This is a genomic window from Brevundimonas viscosa (assembly GCF_900116065.1).
Taxonomy (GTDB): domain Bacteria; phylum Pseudomonadota; class Alphaproteobacteria; order Caulobacterales; family Caulobacteraceae; genus Brevundimonas; species Brevundimonas viscosa.
On sequence record NZ_FOZV01000002.1, the window covers coordinates 398594 to 413930 of the forward strand.

Here is a 15337-nt window from a genome sequence, read left to right on the forward strand (position 1 = left end):
CGCGCCCCGGCCCGAGCGGTATGCCCGCCGACGACGGCGAGATCGAGTCGCTTTTCGGCGTCCGTTCGCCGCAAGTCAGGAGAGCCGGGTTGCAGTACGCCGACATCGTCATCGCCGCCCTCGGCGCCTTTGTCCTCGCCTGGCTGGCCGACGCCCTCACCGGCCGTCGCGGCCTGTTCGCCACCTCGCTGGTCTCGGGCGTCGGGGCCGTCGCCGGCTGGTTCCTCGCCGTGCGCGTCTTCGCCGTCTCGACCATGGACCAGTGGAACTGGCTGCTCTGGTCCATGGCCGCCTCGGTCCTCGCCCTCGGCGCCTTCTTCCTGTTCCGGAGCAAGCGCTGATGGGCCCCCGCGCCCGCCGCTTCGTGGCCATGCTCGGGGTGCTGGCCTTCCTCGTCTTCTGGATCTGGGGCGCCATCGCCCTGCGCGGCCTGCTGCCGCCGGGCCAGCTGATCGATCTGATCGTCTTCGCCGTCGCCGGCATCGGCTGGGGCGTGCCCCTCTACCCGCTGTTCCGCTGGGCCGAGTCGGGAGGGAAGTAGGCGGGGTCCAAGGGAGGAATGGTCGGAGCGACAGGATTCGAACCTGCGACCCCTTGACCCCCAGTCAAGTGCGCTACCAGGCTGCGCCACGCTCCGAGAGGCGCTCCCTATAGACGGCCCCGGCCGGAGCGCAAACCCCAAAAAACGGTCGTCAGCCGCTTCGCGTCAGCACCGCCTCCAGCCGCGCCCGCGCGCCGTCGAGTTCGGCCAGCACCTGCCGCAGGCGAACCGTGGAATCGCCCGCGGACCGGCCTGCGGCCGCCTCGCCGTCCGGCTCGAACGTCACCTGTCCCTCCGGATCGCCGTAGCCCGCGATCCGCTTCAGGCCCTGTTCGCGGTGCAGCCGCTGGACGCCCTTGATGGTCAGGCCGTCGTCGTGCAGCAGCCGCCGCACGGCCTTCAGCAGCACGATGTCCTGCGGCCGGTAGAAGCGCCGTCCGCCGGCCCGCTTGAGCGGGGCGATGAAACTGAATTTGGTCTCCCAGAAGCGCAGCACATGCTGCGGGGCGCCGACCTCGTCGGCGGCCTCGGAGATGGTCCGGAAGGCGTTGGGGCTCTTGGCCACGGTCAGGCCGGCACGATGGCGTCGTGCACCCGGCCCTTCATGATCTGCGAAGCCCGGAAGCTGATCACCCGGCGCGGGTGAATGGCGGCCGGTTCGCCGGTCTTCGGGTTGCGTCCCATCCGGGCCCGCTTCTCGCGGACCTGGAAGACGCCAAAGCCGGACAGCTTCACCGTCTCGCCGCGCTCGAGGGATTCGACGATCAGTTCGAGCGTGCGCTCGACCAGCAGCGAACATTCCTGCCGGGACAGGCCGACTTCCTCGTGGACGGCTTCGCACAGGTCCGCGCGGGTCAGGGTCTGCGCCAAAGCTTGTCTCCCCTCATGCTCGACGGCGGCCATAAAAGGCCAGACGTCGCGAAATGGAAAGGCGAATTGCGTCCTACAGGCGAAACGCGCACGCCCCCCAGGTCAGTCCGCCGCCCATGGCCTCGATCAGCACCATGTCGCCGCGCTTGATGCGGCCGTCCTGGATGGCGGCGTCGAGGGCCAGCGGGATGGAGGCCGCCGAGGTGTTGGCGTGCTCGGCCACGGTCGAGACGACCTTGTTCTCGTCCAGCCCGAGCCGTTCGCCCACGCCGCGGATGATGCGCTGGTTGGCCTGGTGGGGCACGAACCAGTCGACGTCGGCGATCTCGATGCCCGAGGCGGCGCACGCCGCCGTGATGGCCTCGGCGATATTGACCACGGCGTGACGGAAGACCTGGTTGCCGGCCATGCGCAGGTGGCCTACCGAACCGGTCGTCGCCGGGCCGCCGTCGACATAGAGCAGATCGGTCTTGTTCCCGTCGCACCGGAGGGCGAAGCCGAGCAGGCCCTGGTCGGCCTTGGTCCCCTCCCCCTGTCGCGGCTCGAGCAGCACGGCCCCGGCCCCATCTCCGAACAGCACGCAGGTGGACCGGTCCGACCAGTCCATCAGCCGCGTCATCTCCTCGGCGCCGATGACCAGGGCGCATTTCGAGATGCCCCGCGCCACGAAGCCGTCTGCGACGCTGAGAGCGTAGACGAAGCCCGAGCACACCGCCTGGACGTCGAAGGCGGGACAGACCGGCACGCCGAGCTTGCGCTGCACGATCGAGGCTGTGGCCGGAAACGTCATGTCGGGCGTGGTGGTGGCCACCACGATCAGGTCGACATCCTCCGGCGACCGGCCGGCGTCGGCCAGCGCCCGGCGGGCCGCGGCCACGGCGAGATCGCTGGTCGGTTCGTCCTCGCGGGCCTTGTGCCGCTGACGGATTCCGGTGCGCTCGACGATCCATTCGTCCGAGGTGTCGACGATCTTCGCCAGGTCGGCGTTGGTGACCACCTGTTCCGGCAGGTAGGAGCCGACGCCGGTGACGACGCTGCGGATGACGCTCACTGGGAAGTCTCCTTGGCCGGATCCGGCGGAGAGGCCGACGGCTGTTCGAGCACGGCGGTGAGGCGGTTCAGACTGTGTCCCACCTTCGCCAGATAGTCGCTTCGCGCCAGCTCCACCGCGATGCGGATGGCGTTGCCGAAGCCGCGCGCGTCGGCGCCGCCGTGGCTCTTCACGACGATTCCGTTCAGGCCGAGCAACGGGCCGCCGTTGATCGCGCTGGGATCGATGCGCTGCTGCATCCGCCGCAGGGCCGGCAGAGCCAACAGCGCTCCAGCCTTGGCCAGCGGACCCGAGGTCAGCGCTTCCTTCAGCAGGGCGGAGATGAAACGGGCCACGCCCTCCGCCGTCTTCAGGGCGATGTTGCCGGTGAAGCCGTCGGTGACCACCACATCGACAGTGCCCTTGGCGATATCGGTGCCTTCGACGAATCCGCGATAGTCCAGCCCGAAGCCGCCCTCGCGCAGGATGCGGGCGGCCTCACGGACCTCCTCGTGGCCCTTCATGTCCTCGGAGCCGACGTTGAGCAGGCCGATCGTCGGCCTTTCGACGCCGTGCACCGCCTGGTGGAAGGCCTCGCCCATGATGGCGAACTCGACCAGTTGCTCGGCATCGCTTTCGATATTGGCGCCGACGTCCAGCACCGCCGTGACGCCACGCAACGTCGGCCAGCTGGCCACGATCGCCGGGCGCTCCAGTCCGTGCGCCGACATGCGCAGGATCAGCTTGGAGATCGCCATCAGGGCGCCGGTATTGCCGGCGGAGACAACGGCCGCGGCTTCGCCGGTCTTCACCGCCTCGATCGCATTCCACAGGCTGGAGCCCTTGCCGCGACGCATCGCGGCGGCCGGTTTCTCGGTCATGGCCACGACCTTGTCGGTGTGGCGGATCTGGCAGACGTCGTCGCCGAGGCCCGCCTTCGTCAGCTCCACGCGCAGCGCCGTCTCGTCGCCATGCAGCAGGAAACGGACGCCTTCTCCGCCATCGCGCTTGCGATAATCGCGGACGCCGCCCACCACGACGGGCGGGCCGTGATCCCCGCCCATGGCGTCGAGCGATATCAGTACAGGGGAAGGCAAGCCGTTTCGACTCCGTCGCGCCGCCACGCGGGGCGCTGGTCAGGCGCGACGATAGCGTCGCGTCGGGGGGATGCAACCGGGCGGACCCTGCGTCAACCTTCGTCGCCGGGCCGCAGTTTCCTGAGCACGGCGAAGGGCGAAATTTCGGCAGGCTCCGGAGGCTGGATGAACTCGGCGCCGGGTTTGCGCGGGAACGGGTCGAGTCTGAGCGCCAGCTGCTCGACGGCGTACTGGCCCAAGTCGATTCGGCCCTCCTCGATCAGGTCGGGCGATTCGTCATCGAGCGTGATGATGATTTCGTCTGCATCCGGATCGCTGGCCTCGGCGAGCGAAACCGAAAAGGCGTCGTCGATTTCCAGCGGCAGGGGCTCGAGCGTGACCCCGCAAGTCTGCGCCAGTCGGGCCCGGATCCGGCCGGTCAACGCCCAGCCGCCGGGGCTCGGCGCCAGCTTCATCTCGACCTCGAGAAAGTCGAGCGACGCGAGGTCCAGCGCCCTGGCGATACGGGCCCGGGCGGCGGCGTCGGGGATCAGGGTGCGGGACATCCCGGCCCCGACCTGATGCAAGCGCACCGGCTCGCTGTAGGGAAGGTCGGCCACGGTCATGCCTCCAGCTCCGCCCAGCAGGGCGCGGCCAGAACCGCGTCGAAGTCCTGGCCGGCGAGGGCGCGCTGACTGGCCAGCGCGTACCCGGCCAGGAGCGGCGCATTCGTCGCCGCCGCGTCCTCATAGACGTTGCGCGCCAGCGAATCCGACAACGCCGTCGCGTCCTCGGCCCGCAGCGCCGCTTCCCAGGCCCTCATCCGGCCGTAGAGCGCCTCGCCAAGCTTGCGCATCTTCTTGCCCACCGAAATGTCGCCGACGCCGAGCTCGCGCAGCGCGTGGTCGAGGGCGGACACATAGGTGTCGAACAACTCCTGCCCCGCTTCAGCTCCCCGCTCGCCTTCGTCGCGCAGCCGCATGGTCAGCAGCAGGACGTGCAGGGTGTAGAGTTCGAAGCGCGCGTCGATGCGGTCGGCGACACCGAGCCGCGTGTAGAAGTCCGGCCGACGGGCCTGACGCACCGCATGATCGTACAGGCTCTCGCCAAGCCGGCCGCGGCGGGTTCGGAACAGGTTCTGCAGCATGATACGCGGCCCCTTTTCCGCCGCGCCGTTGAACTAAGGCTCCGGTCCGGTTAGGTCAAAGACCTTGTTCTCTCGCAGGCGTCTCTCATGCCCCGTTCCAAGCTCCTCATCGCCGCCCTCGCGGCCGCGGCCCTGACGGCGGCGTGCGCCCCGGTCATCGGCCAGAACGGCTTCCAGGCGGTGGACGCCAAGCCGGCCGACATCGTCGCCGGGACTGACACACGCGAAACCGTCCTGACCAAGCTGGGGACGCCCTCGACCACCTCGACCTTCGAGAGCGACAGCATCTGGTACTACATGAGCCAGGTGACCGAGAAATACACCTACAACCGCCCGCAGGTGACGCAGCGGACGATCACCGAGATTACCTTCAACGACGCTGGACAGGTCGCCGCCGTGCGGACCCTCGGTCTGGAGGACGGTCAGCGTATCGCCATGAACGACCGCGAGACCCCCACCCGCGGTCGCCAGCTGACCATCCTCGAGCAGCTGCTGGGCAACGTCGCCCGCGGTCAGCTTCCGCGTACCGAAGAGGACATCCCCGGGCAACGCCGTCCGGACTGACGGTCCGGTCCCCCTGAAGACAACGACGCCCCGGAGATCGCTCTCCGGGGCGCTTGTTTTCTGTCCGGTCGAGGTGGCCGCCGCCGCCCGAAGGCGCCGGCGGCCCGCACTCAGACGATCTTGCCGCTCGCCAGCACCGCCAGCAGCAGAAGCGCGACGATGTTGGTGATCTTGATCATCGGGTTCACCGCCGGACCGGAGGTGTCCTTGTAGGGATCGCCGACCGTGTCGCCGGTCACCGCAGCCTTGTGGGCTTCGGACCCCTTGCCGTGGACGACGCCGTTGCGGTCGGTGAAGCCTTCCTCGATCACCTTCTTGGCGTTGTCCCAGGCGCCGCCGCCCGAGGTCATCGAGATGGCCACGAACAGTCCTGTGACGATGACGCCCATCAGCATGGCGCCGAGCGCGGCGAAGGCGTTCGCCTTGTCCGGCTGGATCATCAGCACCACCACGAACAGCACGATCGGCGACAGCACCGGCAGGAGCGACGGCACGATCATTTCGCGGATCGCCGCCGAGGTGAGGATATCGACGGCCTTGCCGTATTCCGGCTTGACCTCGCCGGTCATGATCCCCGGGTTCTCGCGGAACTGGCGACGAACCTCGGCGACGACCGACTCGGCCGCGCGTCCGACGGCGGTCATCGACAGACCGCCGAACAGGAAGGGCAGCAGCCCCCCGAACAGCAGTCCGACCACGACGTACGGGTTGGCGAGATCGAAGGCGACCGCGCCGAGACCGTCGAAGAAGCTGCCCGGCGCCGCCTCGGCCGCGAAATGCTTCAGGTCCTCCGTATAGGCGGCGAAAAGCACGAGGGCTCCGAGACCGGCAGAGCCGATGGCGTAACCCTTGGTGACCGCCTTAGTCGTGTTGCCAACCGCGTCCAGCGCATCTGTGGACGTGCGCACGTCCGGCGGCAGGCCGGCCATTTCGGCGATGCCGCCGGCGTTGTCGGTGACCGGGCCGAAGGCGTCCAGCGCCACGATCATCCCCGCCACGCCCAGCATGGTGGTGGTGGCGATGGCGATGCCGAAGAGGCCGGCCAGCTGATATGTCGCCACGATGCCGATGATGATGGTCAGCGCCGGCAGCGCCGTGGACTCCAGCGACATCGCAAGGCCCTGGATGACGTTGGTGCCGTGACCGGAAACCGAGGCGTTGGCCACGGACTTCACCGGACGATAGTTTGTGCCGGTGTAGTATTCGGTGATCACCACGATGGCGGCGGTGACCGCCAGGCCGACCATGCCGGACCAGAACAGGCTCATCGGCTCGATGGTCAGACCGCCCGAGGTCACGACCGGGCCGAGGATGTCCTCGCCGCGCAGGAACTGGAACAGGCCGAAGATGGCGGCGATCGACAGCACGCCGGTCACGATCAGGCCCTGGTAGAGGGCGCCCATGATGTTCTGCGACTTGCCCAGGCGGACGAAGAACGAGCCGATGATCGAGGTGACGATGCAGACCGCGCAGATCAGCAGCGGCAGCAGCATCATCGCTTCGACGTAGGGCTGTCCCCGGAAGAAGATCGCCGCCAGCACCATGGTGGCCACCGTGGTGACCGCGTAGGTCTCGAACAGGTCCGCCGCCATGCCGGCGCAGTCGCCGACGTTGTCGCCGACATTGTCGGCGATGGTCGCGGCGTTGCGGGGATCGTCCTCGGGAATGCCGGCCTCGACCTTGCCCACCATGTCGCCGCCCACGTCGGCCCCCTTGGTGAAGATGCCGCCGCCCAGACGGGCGAAGATGGAGATCAGCGAGGCGCCGAAGCCCAGGGCGACAAGGCCGTCGATGACCTCGCGGCTGGTCGGTTCGAAGCCCGCCCCCAAGGTGAGGAAGGCGAAGTAGCCGGCCACGCCGAGCAAGGCGCCGCCCGCCACGAACATTCCGGTGATGGCTCCGGAGCGGAACGCCAGATCCAGACCTTTCGACAGGCTTTCCGAGGCGGCCTGGGCGGTGCGGACGTTGGCGCGAACCGAAATCAGCATGCCCGCGAAGCCGGCGGCTCCCGACAGCACGGCCCCGATCAGGAAGCCGACGGCGGCCCACGGCCCGATCAGCAGCCAGGCGGCGATCAGGATGACCACGCCGACGATGCCGATGGTGGTGTACTGACGACGGAGGTAGGCCGAGGCGCCTTCCTGGATGGCGGCGGCGATCTCGCGCATCCGGTCGTTGCCGGTGGACGCCTTCATCAAGGCGGCGGTCTGGACGGCTCCGTAAAGCACCCCCAGTCCGCCTGCGGCTATGACCAGCCACAGATACATACTCATGGTGTTTCCAAACCCTGTCTTTTGAGGCGCCCGGACCCTTGGCGCGGGGGGCGTTTTCGCCTCTCTCCGCCTTCCGGTCCCCCCGTGCGCGGCGGACGCAGCTTGCGTCCTTGGGGAATTGCGGCGGAAACGTGCCAAATGCGTCGGTGTGACGCAACAGGCTTGGTGAACAACGATCAGCCGGCGCGGACCCCGGTCCGACGCCGCGGAGCCTGGCTGACGACTTCGACGCGCACGACGGCGCCGGGCCCGGCGAGCCTGGCCGCGGACCGCATCAGGCTGGACGAGAGGGCTGCCGCGTCGAGACGCGTCCAGTCGTCGGCCACCAGGAAGGGCGTGCGATGGCCGGCGCGCACCAGGGCGTCGCGCAGGAACGGCTCCTTCAGCCTCATCGATTCCGGGGTGGCCGATCCGCCGAGGTGCAGGCGCAGGGAAACGAAGACGTAGTTGCGCAGGCGTCCACCGGCGATCACCGGCAGCCCGACGCCCGACATGTTCAGACTTGCCCCGGCTGGCCGGTCGGTGTCGCCGGCCGCGACGGGACCGGCGGCGAGCGCCACGGGGGCGGCGATGAGGTCTCGGCGGCGCATGATCCGATGCTGCGACCGGCCCGTTGAGATTTCGTTGTCAGCCGTGGGTGAAGCCGGTTCGGACGAAGCTGACCGCCTTGCCGGCGAAGCGCGCGGTCACCCCCGCGCCCGCGACCGCCCGCCCGAGTCGCGTCACGCGAACATGGCGCCGCTCCGCCTCGCGCCGTAGAGCCGCCTCGTCGCGGGCGGCGACGGTGAAGGCGATCTCGTAGTCGTCGCCGCCCGTGACCAGTTGTTCCAGCGCCGCCTGGGGGTCGACCCGTCCTTCGAACCAGGCCGCGCCGGCCGCCGAAAGAGGGACGCGTTCGAGGTCGATTTCGATCCCGACGCCGCTCGCCGCCGCAAGATGCCCGAGATCAGCGATCAGCCCGTCGGAAACATCCAGCGCCGCCGTTGCGAGGTCGCGCACAACGGGGGCGAACCCCACTGGCGGGACCGGCGTCCGGAAGTGGTCGGCAAGGGCGCCGAGCCGCTCCGGGTCCAACGATATCCGGTCCTGGAGGGCCTGCAGTCCAAGCCAGCCGTCGCCGATCGATCCGGTGACGAAAACAGGATCGCCCGGCTGGGCGCCGGCGCGGGAGACCGTCCGCCCCTTGGGCGACCAGCCGAGGGCGGTGAGCGAAAAGCTGGCCGGTCCCGGGGTGACGACGGTGTCGCCCCCAAGCAGCCAGACCCCGTAGGCCTTCTGGTCGGCCCGCAGACCGTCGACGAAGCTCATCCGCTCGGGCCAGCCGCAACGTTCCGACCAGCAGCAGGCGAGCAGATAGCCGAATGGCTCCGCGCCCTTGCTCGCCAGATCCGACAGGTTCACGCGCAGCAGTTTCCGGGCGACCGTGTCCAGCGGGTCGGCGGGAAGGAAGTGCACGCCCTCGACGATGGCGTCCTTGGTCAGGACGAGGTCGTATCCCGGGCGCGCCGGCAGCACAGCGACGTCGTCGACCAGGCCCCGGCCCCACTCCGGATGGGCCAGCGGGGCGAGCAGGCGCCGGATGGTCTCGAACTCGCCGGCGACGTCGAGGGCCGACATCCGGGCTACCCGGCCTGGCCGCGCACGTCCCGGGCGACGCCGTCCAGCGCGGCATTGACGAACCTCGCCTCGGCGTCATCGAAGAAGGCCTTGGCCAGTTCGACGTACTCGTCGATGACGATCTCCTTCGGGACCTCCTGGCGCTGACGCAGCTCCCAGGCCCCGGCCCGCAGAAGCGCGCGCAGGGTCGAGTCGAGCCTCTCCAACCGCCAGTTGGACGCCAGCCGCGCCTTGATCGAGGCGTCGATCTCGCGCTGCAGGGCGACCACGCCGCGCACCACGTCGCCGAACCAGGACTCATCGGCCTCGGCCAGCGGCTGGCCTTCGATGTCGGCGTCGAAGCGGTGGTTGGCGAACTCGCTGATCACCGTCTCCACCCCCTCACCGGCCAGCTCCATCTGGTAGAGCGCCTGGACGGCGGCGAGGCGCGCCACGGTGCGCGCGCGGCGCTGACGGGAGGTGAGCTCAGGCTCGGCGCGGGACTTCTCCGCCTCGGCGAGTTGCTCGAGGACGGACTGGAGGCTGTTGGGTTCGGTCACGAGGCCAGTCCTACCCGCAGCCGCTTGCGCAGCGCAATGAGGTCGAGGCAGGCGCGCGCGGCCCCGCCGCCCTTGTCGCCCTCGCTGCGGCGCGCCCGCGCCCAGGCCTGGTCCTCGTCCTCGGTGGTCAGGATGCCGTTGCCGATCGCGAGGCCCTTCAGGCCGAGCTGCATCAGGCCGGCGGCCGACTGATCCGAGACGATCTCGAAATGGTAGGTCTCGCCCCGGATTACGCAGCCGAGAGCGACATAGCCGTCGTAGCGGGGCGCCGTGGGATAGCGCCCGGCCTCCTCGGCGAGCGCGATCGCGGGCGGAACCTCGAGCGCGCCCGGCACCGAGACCACGTCGTACTGCACCCCTTGGGCGCGCAGGGCGTCCGTCGCTCCCTCCAGGAGGGCGTCGGCGAGGTCGTCGTAGAAGCGGGCCTCGACGACCAGCACGCGGAGGGAGTCGCTCACGCCTGATCCTCCCCGTCCATGTCGCGCCAGCCGACGATGCGCAGGCCATAGCCCTCCAGCGCAGCCGGATTGGGTCGGGTCGAGCTCATCACGATCATGTCGCGGACGCCAAGGTCGAGCAGGATCTGCGCCCCGACGCCGTAGTTGCGCAGGGCCCGGTCGACGGCGGCGGGTTTCGCCACGCCCGCGAGCCTTTCGGCGAGGCCGTGCAGTTCCGGGTCCCGCAGGAAGACGGTGACGCCGGGACCGGCGTGGGCGCTGATCGCCTTCAGGGCGCGGGGCACATAGTCCTGCCGCGCCTCGACGTGACCCAGCAGGTCGGCGGCGAAGTCGACCTGATGCATGCGCACGAGGGTCGGCTTGCCCGGTTCGATCTTGCCGTGAACGAGGGCGACATGCTCCACGCCCTCGATGGCGTTGCGGTACAGCATCAGGCGGAAGGGGCCGCCGTGGACGCTCTCGAACGGCGTGTCCATGACCCGTTCGACCAGGCGCTCGGTGCGGCGGCGGTAGGCGATAAGGTCGGCGATGGTGCCGATCTTCAGCCCGTGCAGCTGGGCGAAGGCGACGAGGTCCGGCATCCGGGCCATGGTGCCGTCTTCATTCATGATCTCGCAGATCACCCCGGCCGGGGTCAGGCCGGCCATGCGGCTGATATCGACCGCCGCCTCGGTGTGGCCGGTGCGGACCAGCACCCCGCCGTCGCGGGCCACCAGCGGGAAGACATGGCCCGGCGAGACGATGTCGTCGGCGCCCCGGGTCGGGTCGGCGGCGACCTGCACGGTGCGGGCGCGGTCGGCGGCGGAGATGCCGGTGGTGACCCCTTCCTTCGCCTCGATCGAGACGGTGAAGGCCGTGCCCATACTCTCGCGGTTCTCGGCCGACATCGGCGGCAGCCGCAGCTGACGGGCGCGGTCGGCGGTGATGGCGAGGCAGATCAGGCCGCGGGCGTGGCGGGCCATGAAGTTGATCTGGTCCGGCGTGGCGAACTGGGCCGGGATGATGACATCGCCCTCGTTCTCACGGTCCTCGGCGTCGACGAGGATGTAGGGCTTGCCGTTGCGGGCGTCCTCGAGGATGTCCTCGATGGGGCTGATCGGGCTGTCGTTCATGTTCGCGGCCAATTGCATCACGCCGTCTCCTGCCACCGCGCGAGGTATCGCGCCAGCATGTCGATCTCGAGGTTGACCGCGTCGCCAGCTTTCAGCCGCCCGAGGGTGGTGGCCTCCCAGGTGTGCGGGATGATGTTGACGCCGAACGTCCGGCCTTCCACCGCATTCACGGTCAGGGAGACCCCGTCGACGGTGATCGACCCCTTGGGTGCGATGAAGCGGTGCAGCGGCTCAGGCGCCTCGACGTCGATCCGGTGCGAACCGCCCTGCGGCGTCACCGAGATCACCTTGCCGAGGCCGTCGATGTGGCCCGAGACGATGTGGCCGCCCAGCTCGTCGCCCAGTTTCGCCGCGCGCTCGAGATTGACCCGGTCGCCCGCCTTCCAGTCGCCGAGAGTGGTCTTCGACAGCGTCTCGGCCGAGACCTCCACGGCGAACCAACCCGGCCCCTTCTCCGTCACCGTCAGGCAGCAACCGGCGTGGCTGATCGAAGCCCCGAGGTCGATGCCGGCGGTGTCCCACCCGGTTTCGATCTCGTAGCGTCGGTCGCGGGCGGTCTGTTCGACCTTCCGGACGCGGCCGATATCGGTGACGATGCCGGTGAACATTCAGATGCGCTCGTAGCGTTCCCACAGGTCGTCGCCCAGCGGTTCGGCCGACAGACGCCGGAACTTGGGGGCGTCGGCCAGCTTTGCAAGCGCCAGCGCCGCGACGCACGGCCGCCCCTCCCCGCCCAACAGAATGGGGGCCCGGAACCACTCCAGCCGGTCGACAAGTCCGGCGCGCAGGAAGGAGGCCGCCACCTGGCCGCCCCCCTCGATCAGCACCAAATGCGCGCCGGCCCGCTGGATCGCCCGAAGCGCCGCCGCCGGCGACGGCCGGCCGTCCGGCGCGTCGATCCTCTCGACCCTGGCTGCGCCGATCGCGGCAGGCTCCATCGCGGTGAGGATCAAGGCGTCCCCCCGGGCGACCATCGCCGTCGGCGGCGTCCGTAGCCGGCTGTCCAGCACGACGCGCAGGGGCTGATCGACGGGACGACCCGGCAGGCGGGCAGTCAGCTCGGGATCGTCCGCCAGCACCGTCTCGACGCCGACCAGAATGGCGTCATGCGCGGCGCGCAGGCGATGACCTTCCAGCCGAGCGGCCTCCCCCGTGATCCACTTCGACTCGCCCGTCGCCGTGGCGATCCGCCCGTCGAGGGAGGTCGCCAGCTTCAGGGTGACGGACGGGCGCATCAGCGCCGGCCGGACTCGTCGTCCAGGCCCCCCTCGTTGAGACCTTCGGCGCCGAGGAAGCGGGCGAAGTCGCCGGTGTGGCGGAAGTCCTTGTAGACCGAGGCGTACCGGACATAGGCGACCTCATCGACCGACTTCAGCGCCTTCATGATGAAGTCACCGACGGTCGAGGACGGGATCTCGGTCTCGCCCAGGCTCTCCAGCTGGCGGACGATGCGGCTGACCAGTTGTTCGATCTGTTCCGGCTGGACCGGCCGTTTGCGCAACGCGATGCCGAGCGACCGCTCCAGCTTGTCCCGGTCGAAGGGCGTGCGGCGGCCGTTGCGCTTGAGGATCACCAGCTCGCGCAGTTGCACCCGCTCGAAGGTGGTGAAGCGCCCGCTGCACTGCGGACAGGACCGCCGGCGACGGATGGCGGCGCCGTCGTCGGACGGGCGGCTGTCCTTCACCTGGGTGTCCGGGTTTCCGCAGAAGGGGCACTTCATCGGCGGCTCATCCGTAGATCGGGAAGCGAGCGGTTAGCGCCCGCACCTCATCCGCCACCCGTTGCGACACGGCCGCGTCGGCCTCGTCGCCGCCCTTCATCGAGTCGATCACGTCGGCGATCCAGTGGCCGACCTGCTGGAACTCGGCGACGCCGAAGCCGCGCGTGGTGCCGGCCGGCGTGCCCAGTCGGACGCCCGAGGTGACGGTGAAGGGGGCGGTGTCGAAGGGCACACCGTTCTTGTTGCAGGTCATCAGGGCGTGCTCCAACGCCGCCTCGGTGGCCTTGCCCGTGACGCCCTTGGGCCGCAGATCGACCAGCATCAGATGACTGTCGGTGCCGCCCGAGACGATCGCCGCGCCGCGCTCGACCAGCACCGCGGCTAGCGCCCGGGCGTTGTCGACCACCTGCTGCGCATAGGCCCTGAATTCGGGCTTCAGCGCCTCGCCGAAGGCTACGGCCTTGGCGGCGATGACATGCTCCAGCGGCCCGCCCTGCAGGCCGGGGAACACGGCGGAGTTGATCTTCTTGCCCAGCTCGACGTCGTTCGACAGCACCATGCCGCCGCGCGGGCCGCGCAGGGTCTTGTGGGTCGTGGTGGTGACGACGTGGGCGTGGGGCAGCGGGTCGGGATAGACGCCGCCGGCCACGAGGCCGGCGTAGTGGGCCATGTCGACCATCAGATACGCCCCGACGCTGTCGGCGATCTCGCGGAAGCGGGCGAAGTCGATGTGCCGGCTGTAGGCCGAGGCGCCGGCGAGGATCAGCTTCGGCTTCTCCTGCTCGGCCATCTGCGCCACGTGGTCGTAGTCGATCAGATGGTCGTCCTCGCGGACCTTGTAGGTGACGGGGCGGAACCATTTGCCGGACTGGTTGGCCGGCGAGCCGTGGGTCAGGTGGCCGCCACAGGCCAGGTCCATGCCGAGGAAGGTGTCCCCGGGCTGAAGCAGGCTCATGAACACCGCCTGGTTGGCCTGGGCGCCGGAGTGCGGCTGGACGTTGGCGAAGGCGCAGCCGAACAGCTGCTTCGCCCGCTCCCGGGCCAGGTTCTCGGTGACGTCGACGTATTCGCAGCCGCCGTAGTAGCGGCGGCCGGGATAGCCCTCGGCGTATTTGTTGGTCAGGACGGACCCTTGCGCCTCCAGCACCGCCTTCGAGACGATGTTCTCGGAGGCGATCAGTTCGATCTGCTCCTGCTGGCGCGTCAGTTCGCCCTGGATGCCGCCGAAGACGTCCGGATCGGCCTCGGCGAGCGATTTCGAGAAGAAGGCGTCGTGGGTGAAGGCGGTCACTGGAATCCCCGGCGTTGCGGCCCGTTCATTTACGCCGCGCCACCTTCGGCCACAACATCTTGTGGGTCACCGCGACAGAAGCGCCCGTTTCAGCTTCGCGATCGCCACGCGTTCCAGCGCGCGCGGCTCCGCGGCCGGCCCCACCGCCGACACCTCGAGGCCCGTCGCCACGTGAACGGCCGCGCACTTGAGCCACGCGCCGGTGCGGGTGAACTCGACGATGATCTCGTCGCCGTCTCCCGGCCCGCGAATCAATCCCATCGCGGCATGCCGACCTGCAGCGCGGCCATCTGGCTGCGCGACGGCAGGTCGGACTCCTTGCGGGCCATCACGAACCAGTGGAGTGCCGGATGCGGCCACGGACAGGCGCGGATCTGGAGCCCGGCCTGCACGGCGAGCGCCGCGACCCGGGCGGGGGTGAACTCCACGAAGCCGGGATAGACCCAGTCGGTGGTCGCCGCCGGCGGTCCCGCCGATTCCGGGCCCAGCAGCCAGTTCGAGACGATCAGCCCGCCCGGCGCCAGGCTCCCGGCGAAGGCGGCCAGCGCCCGCGCCGCTGGCTGCTCCCCGGTGTGCGAGAAGATCGACTGGGCCACGATGAAGTCGAACTGCTCGCCGAACACGTCGAGCCGCCAGTCGCGGTTGGCGTCGAAACGCGGCCGCTTCAGCGCCCGGGCGTCCTCGCCGAGCTCGTGAGCGAAGCCCGCCTCGACCAGACCCGGCTCGGGCTCGATTCCGAAGTATCGGTCAGGCTGCAGATAGGGGATGGCGAGGCGACCGAGACGCAGCGAGCCGCAGCCGAAGTCGAGCAGGCGATGGTGCTCGCGCAGTCCCAGCAGGAACAGCAAGGCGAACTGCGAGGCGCCGGCGACGTCGTAGCGTTGCGGCTGACCGACAAAGGCGCGGTGGGCCGGGTAGGCCTCGAGCGGCAGGCGTGCCGGCCTCTCGCCCATGCCCGTCAGGCGGCGACCGGGCGTCGCGCCACGTTGCAGCGGGTCCAGAGCTTGTCCATGGCGCGGACGAGGTCGTCCATCATGGCGTCGTCGTGGTTGGGCGACGGGGTGAAGCGCAGGCGTTCGGTGCCCTTGGGCACGGTCGG

The 15337-nt window shown here is 69.6% G+C and carries 21 protein-coding genes, 1 tRNA gene and 1 pseudogene; 3 read left to right on the forward strand and 20 right to left on the reverse strand.

The window, feature by feature from the left end; all coding sequences use genetic code 11:
* The first annotated feature begins 89 nt into the window (after positions 1–89).
* Together BM333_RS06260 and BM333_RS06265 are read left to right on the forward strand one after the other, a co-directional pair.
* Positions 90–341: a transglycosylase gene (locus BM333_RS06260; protein WP_092308449.1), complete on the forward strand. Its 252-nt coding sequence runs from the start codon at positions 90–92 to the stop codon at positions 339–341.
* Complete coding sequence (locus BM333_RS06265) at positions 341–541, forward strand: DUF2842 domain-containing protein (protein WP_092308451.1); 201 nt, start codon at positions 341–343, stop codon at positions 539–541. Before BM333_RS06260 ends, BM333_RS06265 begins: the two co-directional genes overlap by 1 nt.
* Positions 542–560: 19 nt before the next feature.
* On the opposite strand, the gene BM333_RS06270 is transcribed toward BM333_RS06265, so the two are convergent.
* The 7 genes from BM333_RS06270 to BM333_RS06300 all read right to left on the reverse strand — a co-directional run bounded on the left by BM333_RS06270 (position 561) and on the right by BM333_RS06300 (position 4664).
* Positions 561–637, reverse strand: a tRNA-Pro gene (locus BM333_RS06270).
* A gap of 55 nt (positions 638–692) precedes the next feature.
* A complete protein-coding gene (locus tag BM333_RS06275; protein WP_092308454.1) occupies positions 693–1106 on the reverse strand; it encodes a MerR family transcriptional regulator in 414 nt (137 codons plus the stop codon).
* 2 nt (positions 1107–1108) lie between these two features.
* Complete coding sequence (locus BM333_RS06280; RefSeq protein ID WP_245777166.1) at positions 1109–1411, reverse strand: integration host factor subunit alpha; 303 nt, start codon at positions 1409–1411, stop codon at positions 1109–1111.
* Between the two features lie 73 nt (positions 1412–1484).
* Positions 1485–2462 (reverse strand): beta-ketoacyl-ACP synthase III, encoded by a 978-nt coding sequence (locus tag BM333_RS06285; RefSeq protein ID WP_092308458.1) that lies wholly within the window; start codon positions 2460–2462, stop codon positions 1485–1487.
* The gene (gene plsX / locus BM333_RS06290; RefSeq protein WP_092308460.1) at positions 2459–3538 is read right to left on the reverse strand and encodes a phosphate acyltransferase PlsX; all 1080 of its coding nucleotides are present in this window, start codon (positions 3536–3538) and stop codon (positions 2459–2461) included. Before plsX ends, BM333_RS06285 begins: the two co-directional genes overlap by 4 nt.
* A 92-nt stretch (positions 3539–3630) precedes the next feature.
* The gene (locus BM333_RS06295; RefSeq protein ID WP_092308462.1) at positions 3631–4143 is read right to left on the reverse strand and encodes a YceD family protein; all 513 of its coding nucleotides are present in this window, start codon (positions 4141–4143) and stop codon (positions 3631–3633) included.
* Complete coding sequence (locus tag BM333_RS06300) at positions 4140–4664, reverse strand: ubiquinol-cytochrome C chaperone family protein (protein ID WP_092308464.1); 525 nt, start codon at positions 4662–4664, stop codon at positions 4140–4142. The genes BM333_RS06295 and BM333_RS06300 overlap by 4 nt, the downstream gene beginning before the upstream one ends.
* An 87-nt stretch (positions 4665–4751) precedes the next feature.
* Between BM333_RS06300 and BM333_RS06305 the strand changes: the two genes are divergently transcribed.
* Entirely contained in the window at positions 4752–5228 is a 477-nt protein-coding gene (locus BM333_RS06305; protein ID WP_092308466.1) for an outer membrane protein assembly factor BamE, read from the forward strand.
* 110 nt (positions 5229–5338) lie between these two features.
* On the opposite strand, the gene BM333_RS06310 is transcribed toward BM333_RS06305, so the two are convergent.
* The 13 genes and pseudogenes from BM333_RS06310 to BM333_RS16095 form a co-directional block, all read right to left on the reverse strand.
* Complete coding sequence (locus BM333_RS06310; protein WP_092308472.1) at positions 5339–7501, reverse strand: sodium-translocating pyrophosphatase; 2163 nt, start codon at positions 7499–7501, stop codon at positions 5339–5341.
* A gap of 176 nt (positions 7502–7677) precedes the next feature.
* A complete protein-coding gene (locus BM333_RS06315; RefSeq protein ID WP_092308473.1) occupies positions 7678–8091 on the reverse strand; it encodes a hypothetical protein in 414 nt (137 codons plus the stop codon).
* A 37-nt stretch (positions 8092–8128) separates the two neighbouring features.
* Entirely contained in the window at positions 8129–9118 is a 990-nt protein-coding gene (thiL, locus tag BM333_RS06320; RefSeq protein WP_092308474.1) for a thiamine-phosphate kinase, read from the reverse strand.
* Between the two features lie 5 nt (positions 9119–9123).
* On the reverse strand, positions 9124–9657 hold the full coding sequence (gene nusB / locus BM333_RS06325; RefSeq protein WP_092308482.1) for a transcription antitermination factor NusB: 534 nt from the start codon (positions 9655–9657) through the stop codon (positions 9124–9126).
* Entirely contained in the window at positions 9654–10115 is a 462-nt protein-coding gene (gene ribH / locus BM333_RS06330) for a 6,7-dimethyl-8-ribityllumazine synthase (RefSeq protein ID WP_092308483.1), read from the reverse strand. The genes nusB and ribH overlap by 4 nt, the downstream gene beginning before the upstream one ends.
* Positions 10112–11245, reverse strand: a complete 1134-nt coding sequence (ribB, locus tag BM333_RS06335; protein ID WP_177221812.1) for a 3,4-dihydroxy-2-butanone-4-phosphate synthase — start codon at positions 11243–11245, stop codon at positions 10112–10114. Before ribB ends, ribH begins: the two co-directional genes overlap by 4 nt.
* Complete coding sequence (locus tag BM333_RS06340; RefSeq protein ID WP_092308485.1) at positions 11245–11835, reverse strand: riboflavin synthase; 591 nt, start codon at positions 11833–11835, stop codon at positions 11245–11247. The genes ribB and BM333_RS06340 overlap by 1 nt, the downstream gene beginning before the upstream one ends.
* Positions 11836–12462, reverse strand: coding sequence for a RibD family protein (locus BM333_RS06345; RefSeq protein WP_092308487.1), 627 nt, complete (start codon positions 12460–12462; stop codon positions 11836–11838). It abuts the gene before it with no gap.
* On the reverse strand, positions 12462–12947 hold the full coding sequence (nrdR, locus tag BM333_RS06350) for a transcriptional regulator NrdR (RefSeq protein WP_092308490.1): 486 nt from the start codon (positions 12945–12947) through the stop codon (positions 12462–12464). The genes BM333_RS06345 and nrdR overlap by 1 nt, the downstream gene beginning before the upstream one ends.
* 7 nt (positions 12948–12954) lie before the next feature.
* Complete coding sequence (glyA, locus tag BM333_RS06355) at positions 12955–14238, reverse strand: serine hydroxymethyltransferase (RefSeq protein WP_092308492.1); 1284 nt, start codon at positions 14236–14238, stop codon at positions 12955–12957.
* A 66-nt stretch (positions 14239–14304) separates the two neighbouring features.
* Positions 14305–14499, reverse strand: a complete 195-nt coding sequence (locus BM333_RS06360; protein WP_092308495.1) for a DUF6898 family protein — start codon at positions 14497–14499, stop codon at positions 14305–14307.
* Positions 14490–15191: a class I SAM-dependent methyltransferase gene (locus BM333_RS06365; RefSeq protein WP_092308498.1), complete on the reverse strand. Its 702-nt coding sequence runs from the start codon at positions 15189–15191 to the stop codon at positions 14490–14492. Before BM333_RS06365 ends, BM333_RS06360 begins: the two co-directional genes overlap by 10 nt.
* A 5-nt stretch (positions 15192–15196) precedes the next feature.
* A pseudogene (locus tag BM333_RS16095) lies at positions 15197–15337 on the reverse strand (5-aminolevulinate synthase); the annotation flags it as partial.

Bases quoted from the DNA above. Each gene is read 5' to 3' on its own strand.
- BM333_RS06265 (WP_092308451.1), top strand. From the start codon at position 341: ATGGGCCCCCGCGCCCGCCGCTTCGTGGCCATGCTCGGGGTGCTGGCC.
- BM333_RS06295 (WP_092308462.1), bottom strand. From the start codon at position 4,143: ATGACCGTGGCCGACCTTCCCTACAGCGAGCCGGTGCGCTTGCATCAG.
- BM333_RS06300 (WP_092308464.1), bottom strand. From the start codon at position 4,664: ATGCTGCAGAACCTGTTCCGAACCCGCCGCGGCCGGCTTGGCGAGAGC.
- BM333_RS06305 (WP_092308466.1), top strand. From the start codon at position 4,752: ATGCCCCGTTCCAAGCTCCTCATCGCCGCCCTCGCGGCCGCGGCCCTG.
- BM333_RS06310 (WP_092308472.1), bottom strand. From the start codon at position 7,501: ATGAGTATGTATCTGTGGCTGGTCATAGCCGCAGGCGGACTGGGGGTG.
- BM333_RS06315 (WP_092308473.1), bottom strand. From the start codon at position 8,091: ATGCGCCGCCGAGACCTCATCGCCGCCCCCGTGGCGCTCGCCGCCGGT.
- thiL (WP_092308474.1), bottom strand. From the start codon at position 9,118: ATGTCGGCCCTCGACGTCGCCGGCGAGTTCGAGACCATCCGGCGCCTG.
- ribB (WP_177221812.1), bottom strand. From the start codon at position 11,245: ATGCAATTGGCCGCGAACATGAACGACAGCCCGATCAGCCCCATCGAG.
- BM333_RS06340 (WP_092308485.1), bottom strand. From the start codon at position 11,835: ATGTTCACCGGCATCGTCACCGATATCGGCCGCGTCCGGAAGGTCGAA.
- BM333_RS06345 (WP_092308487.1), bottom strand. From the start codon at position 12,462: ATGCGCCCGTCCGTCACCCTGAAGCTGGCGACCTCCCTCGACGGGCGG.
- nrdR (WP_092308490.1), bottom strand. From the start codon at position 12,947: ATGAAGTGCCCCTTCTGCGGAAACCCGGACACCCAGGTGAAGGACAGC.
- BM333_RS06360 (WP_092308495.1), bottom strand. From the start codon at position 14,499: ATGGGATTGATTCGCGGGCCGGGAGACGGCGACGAGATCATCGTCGAG.
- BM333_RS06365 (WP_092308498.1), bottom strand. From the start codon at position 15,191: ATGGGCGAGAGGCCGGCACGCCTGCCGCTCGAGGCCTACCCGGCCCAC.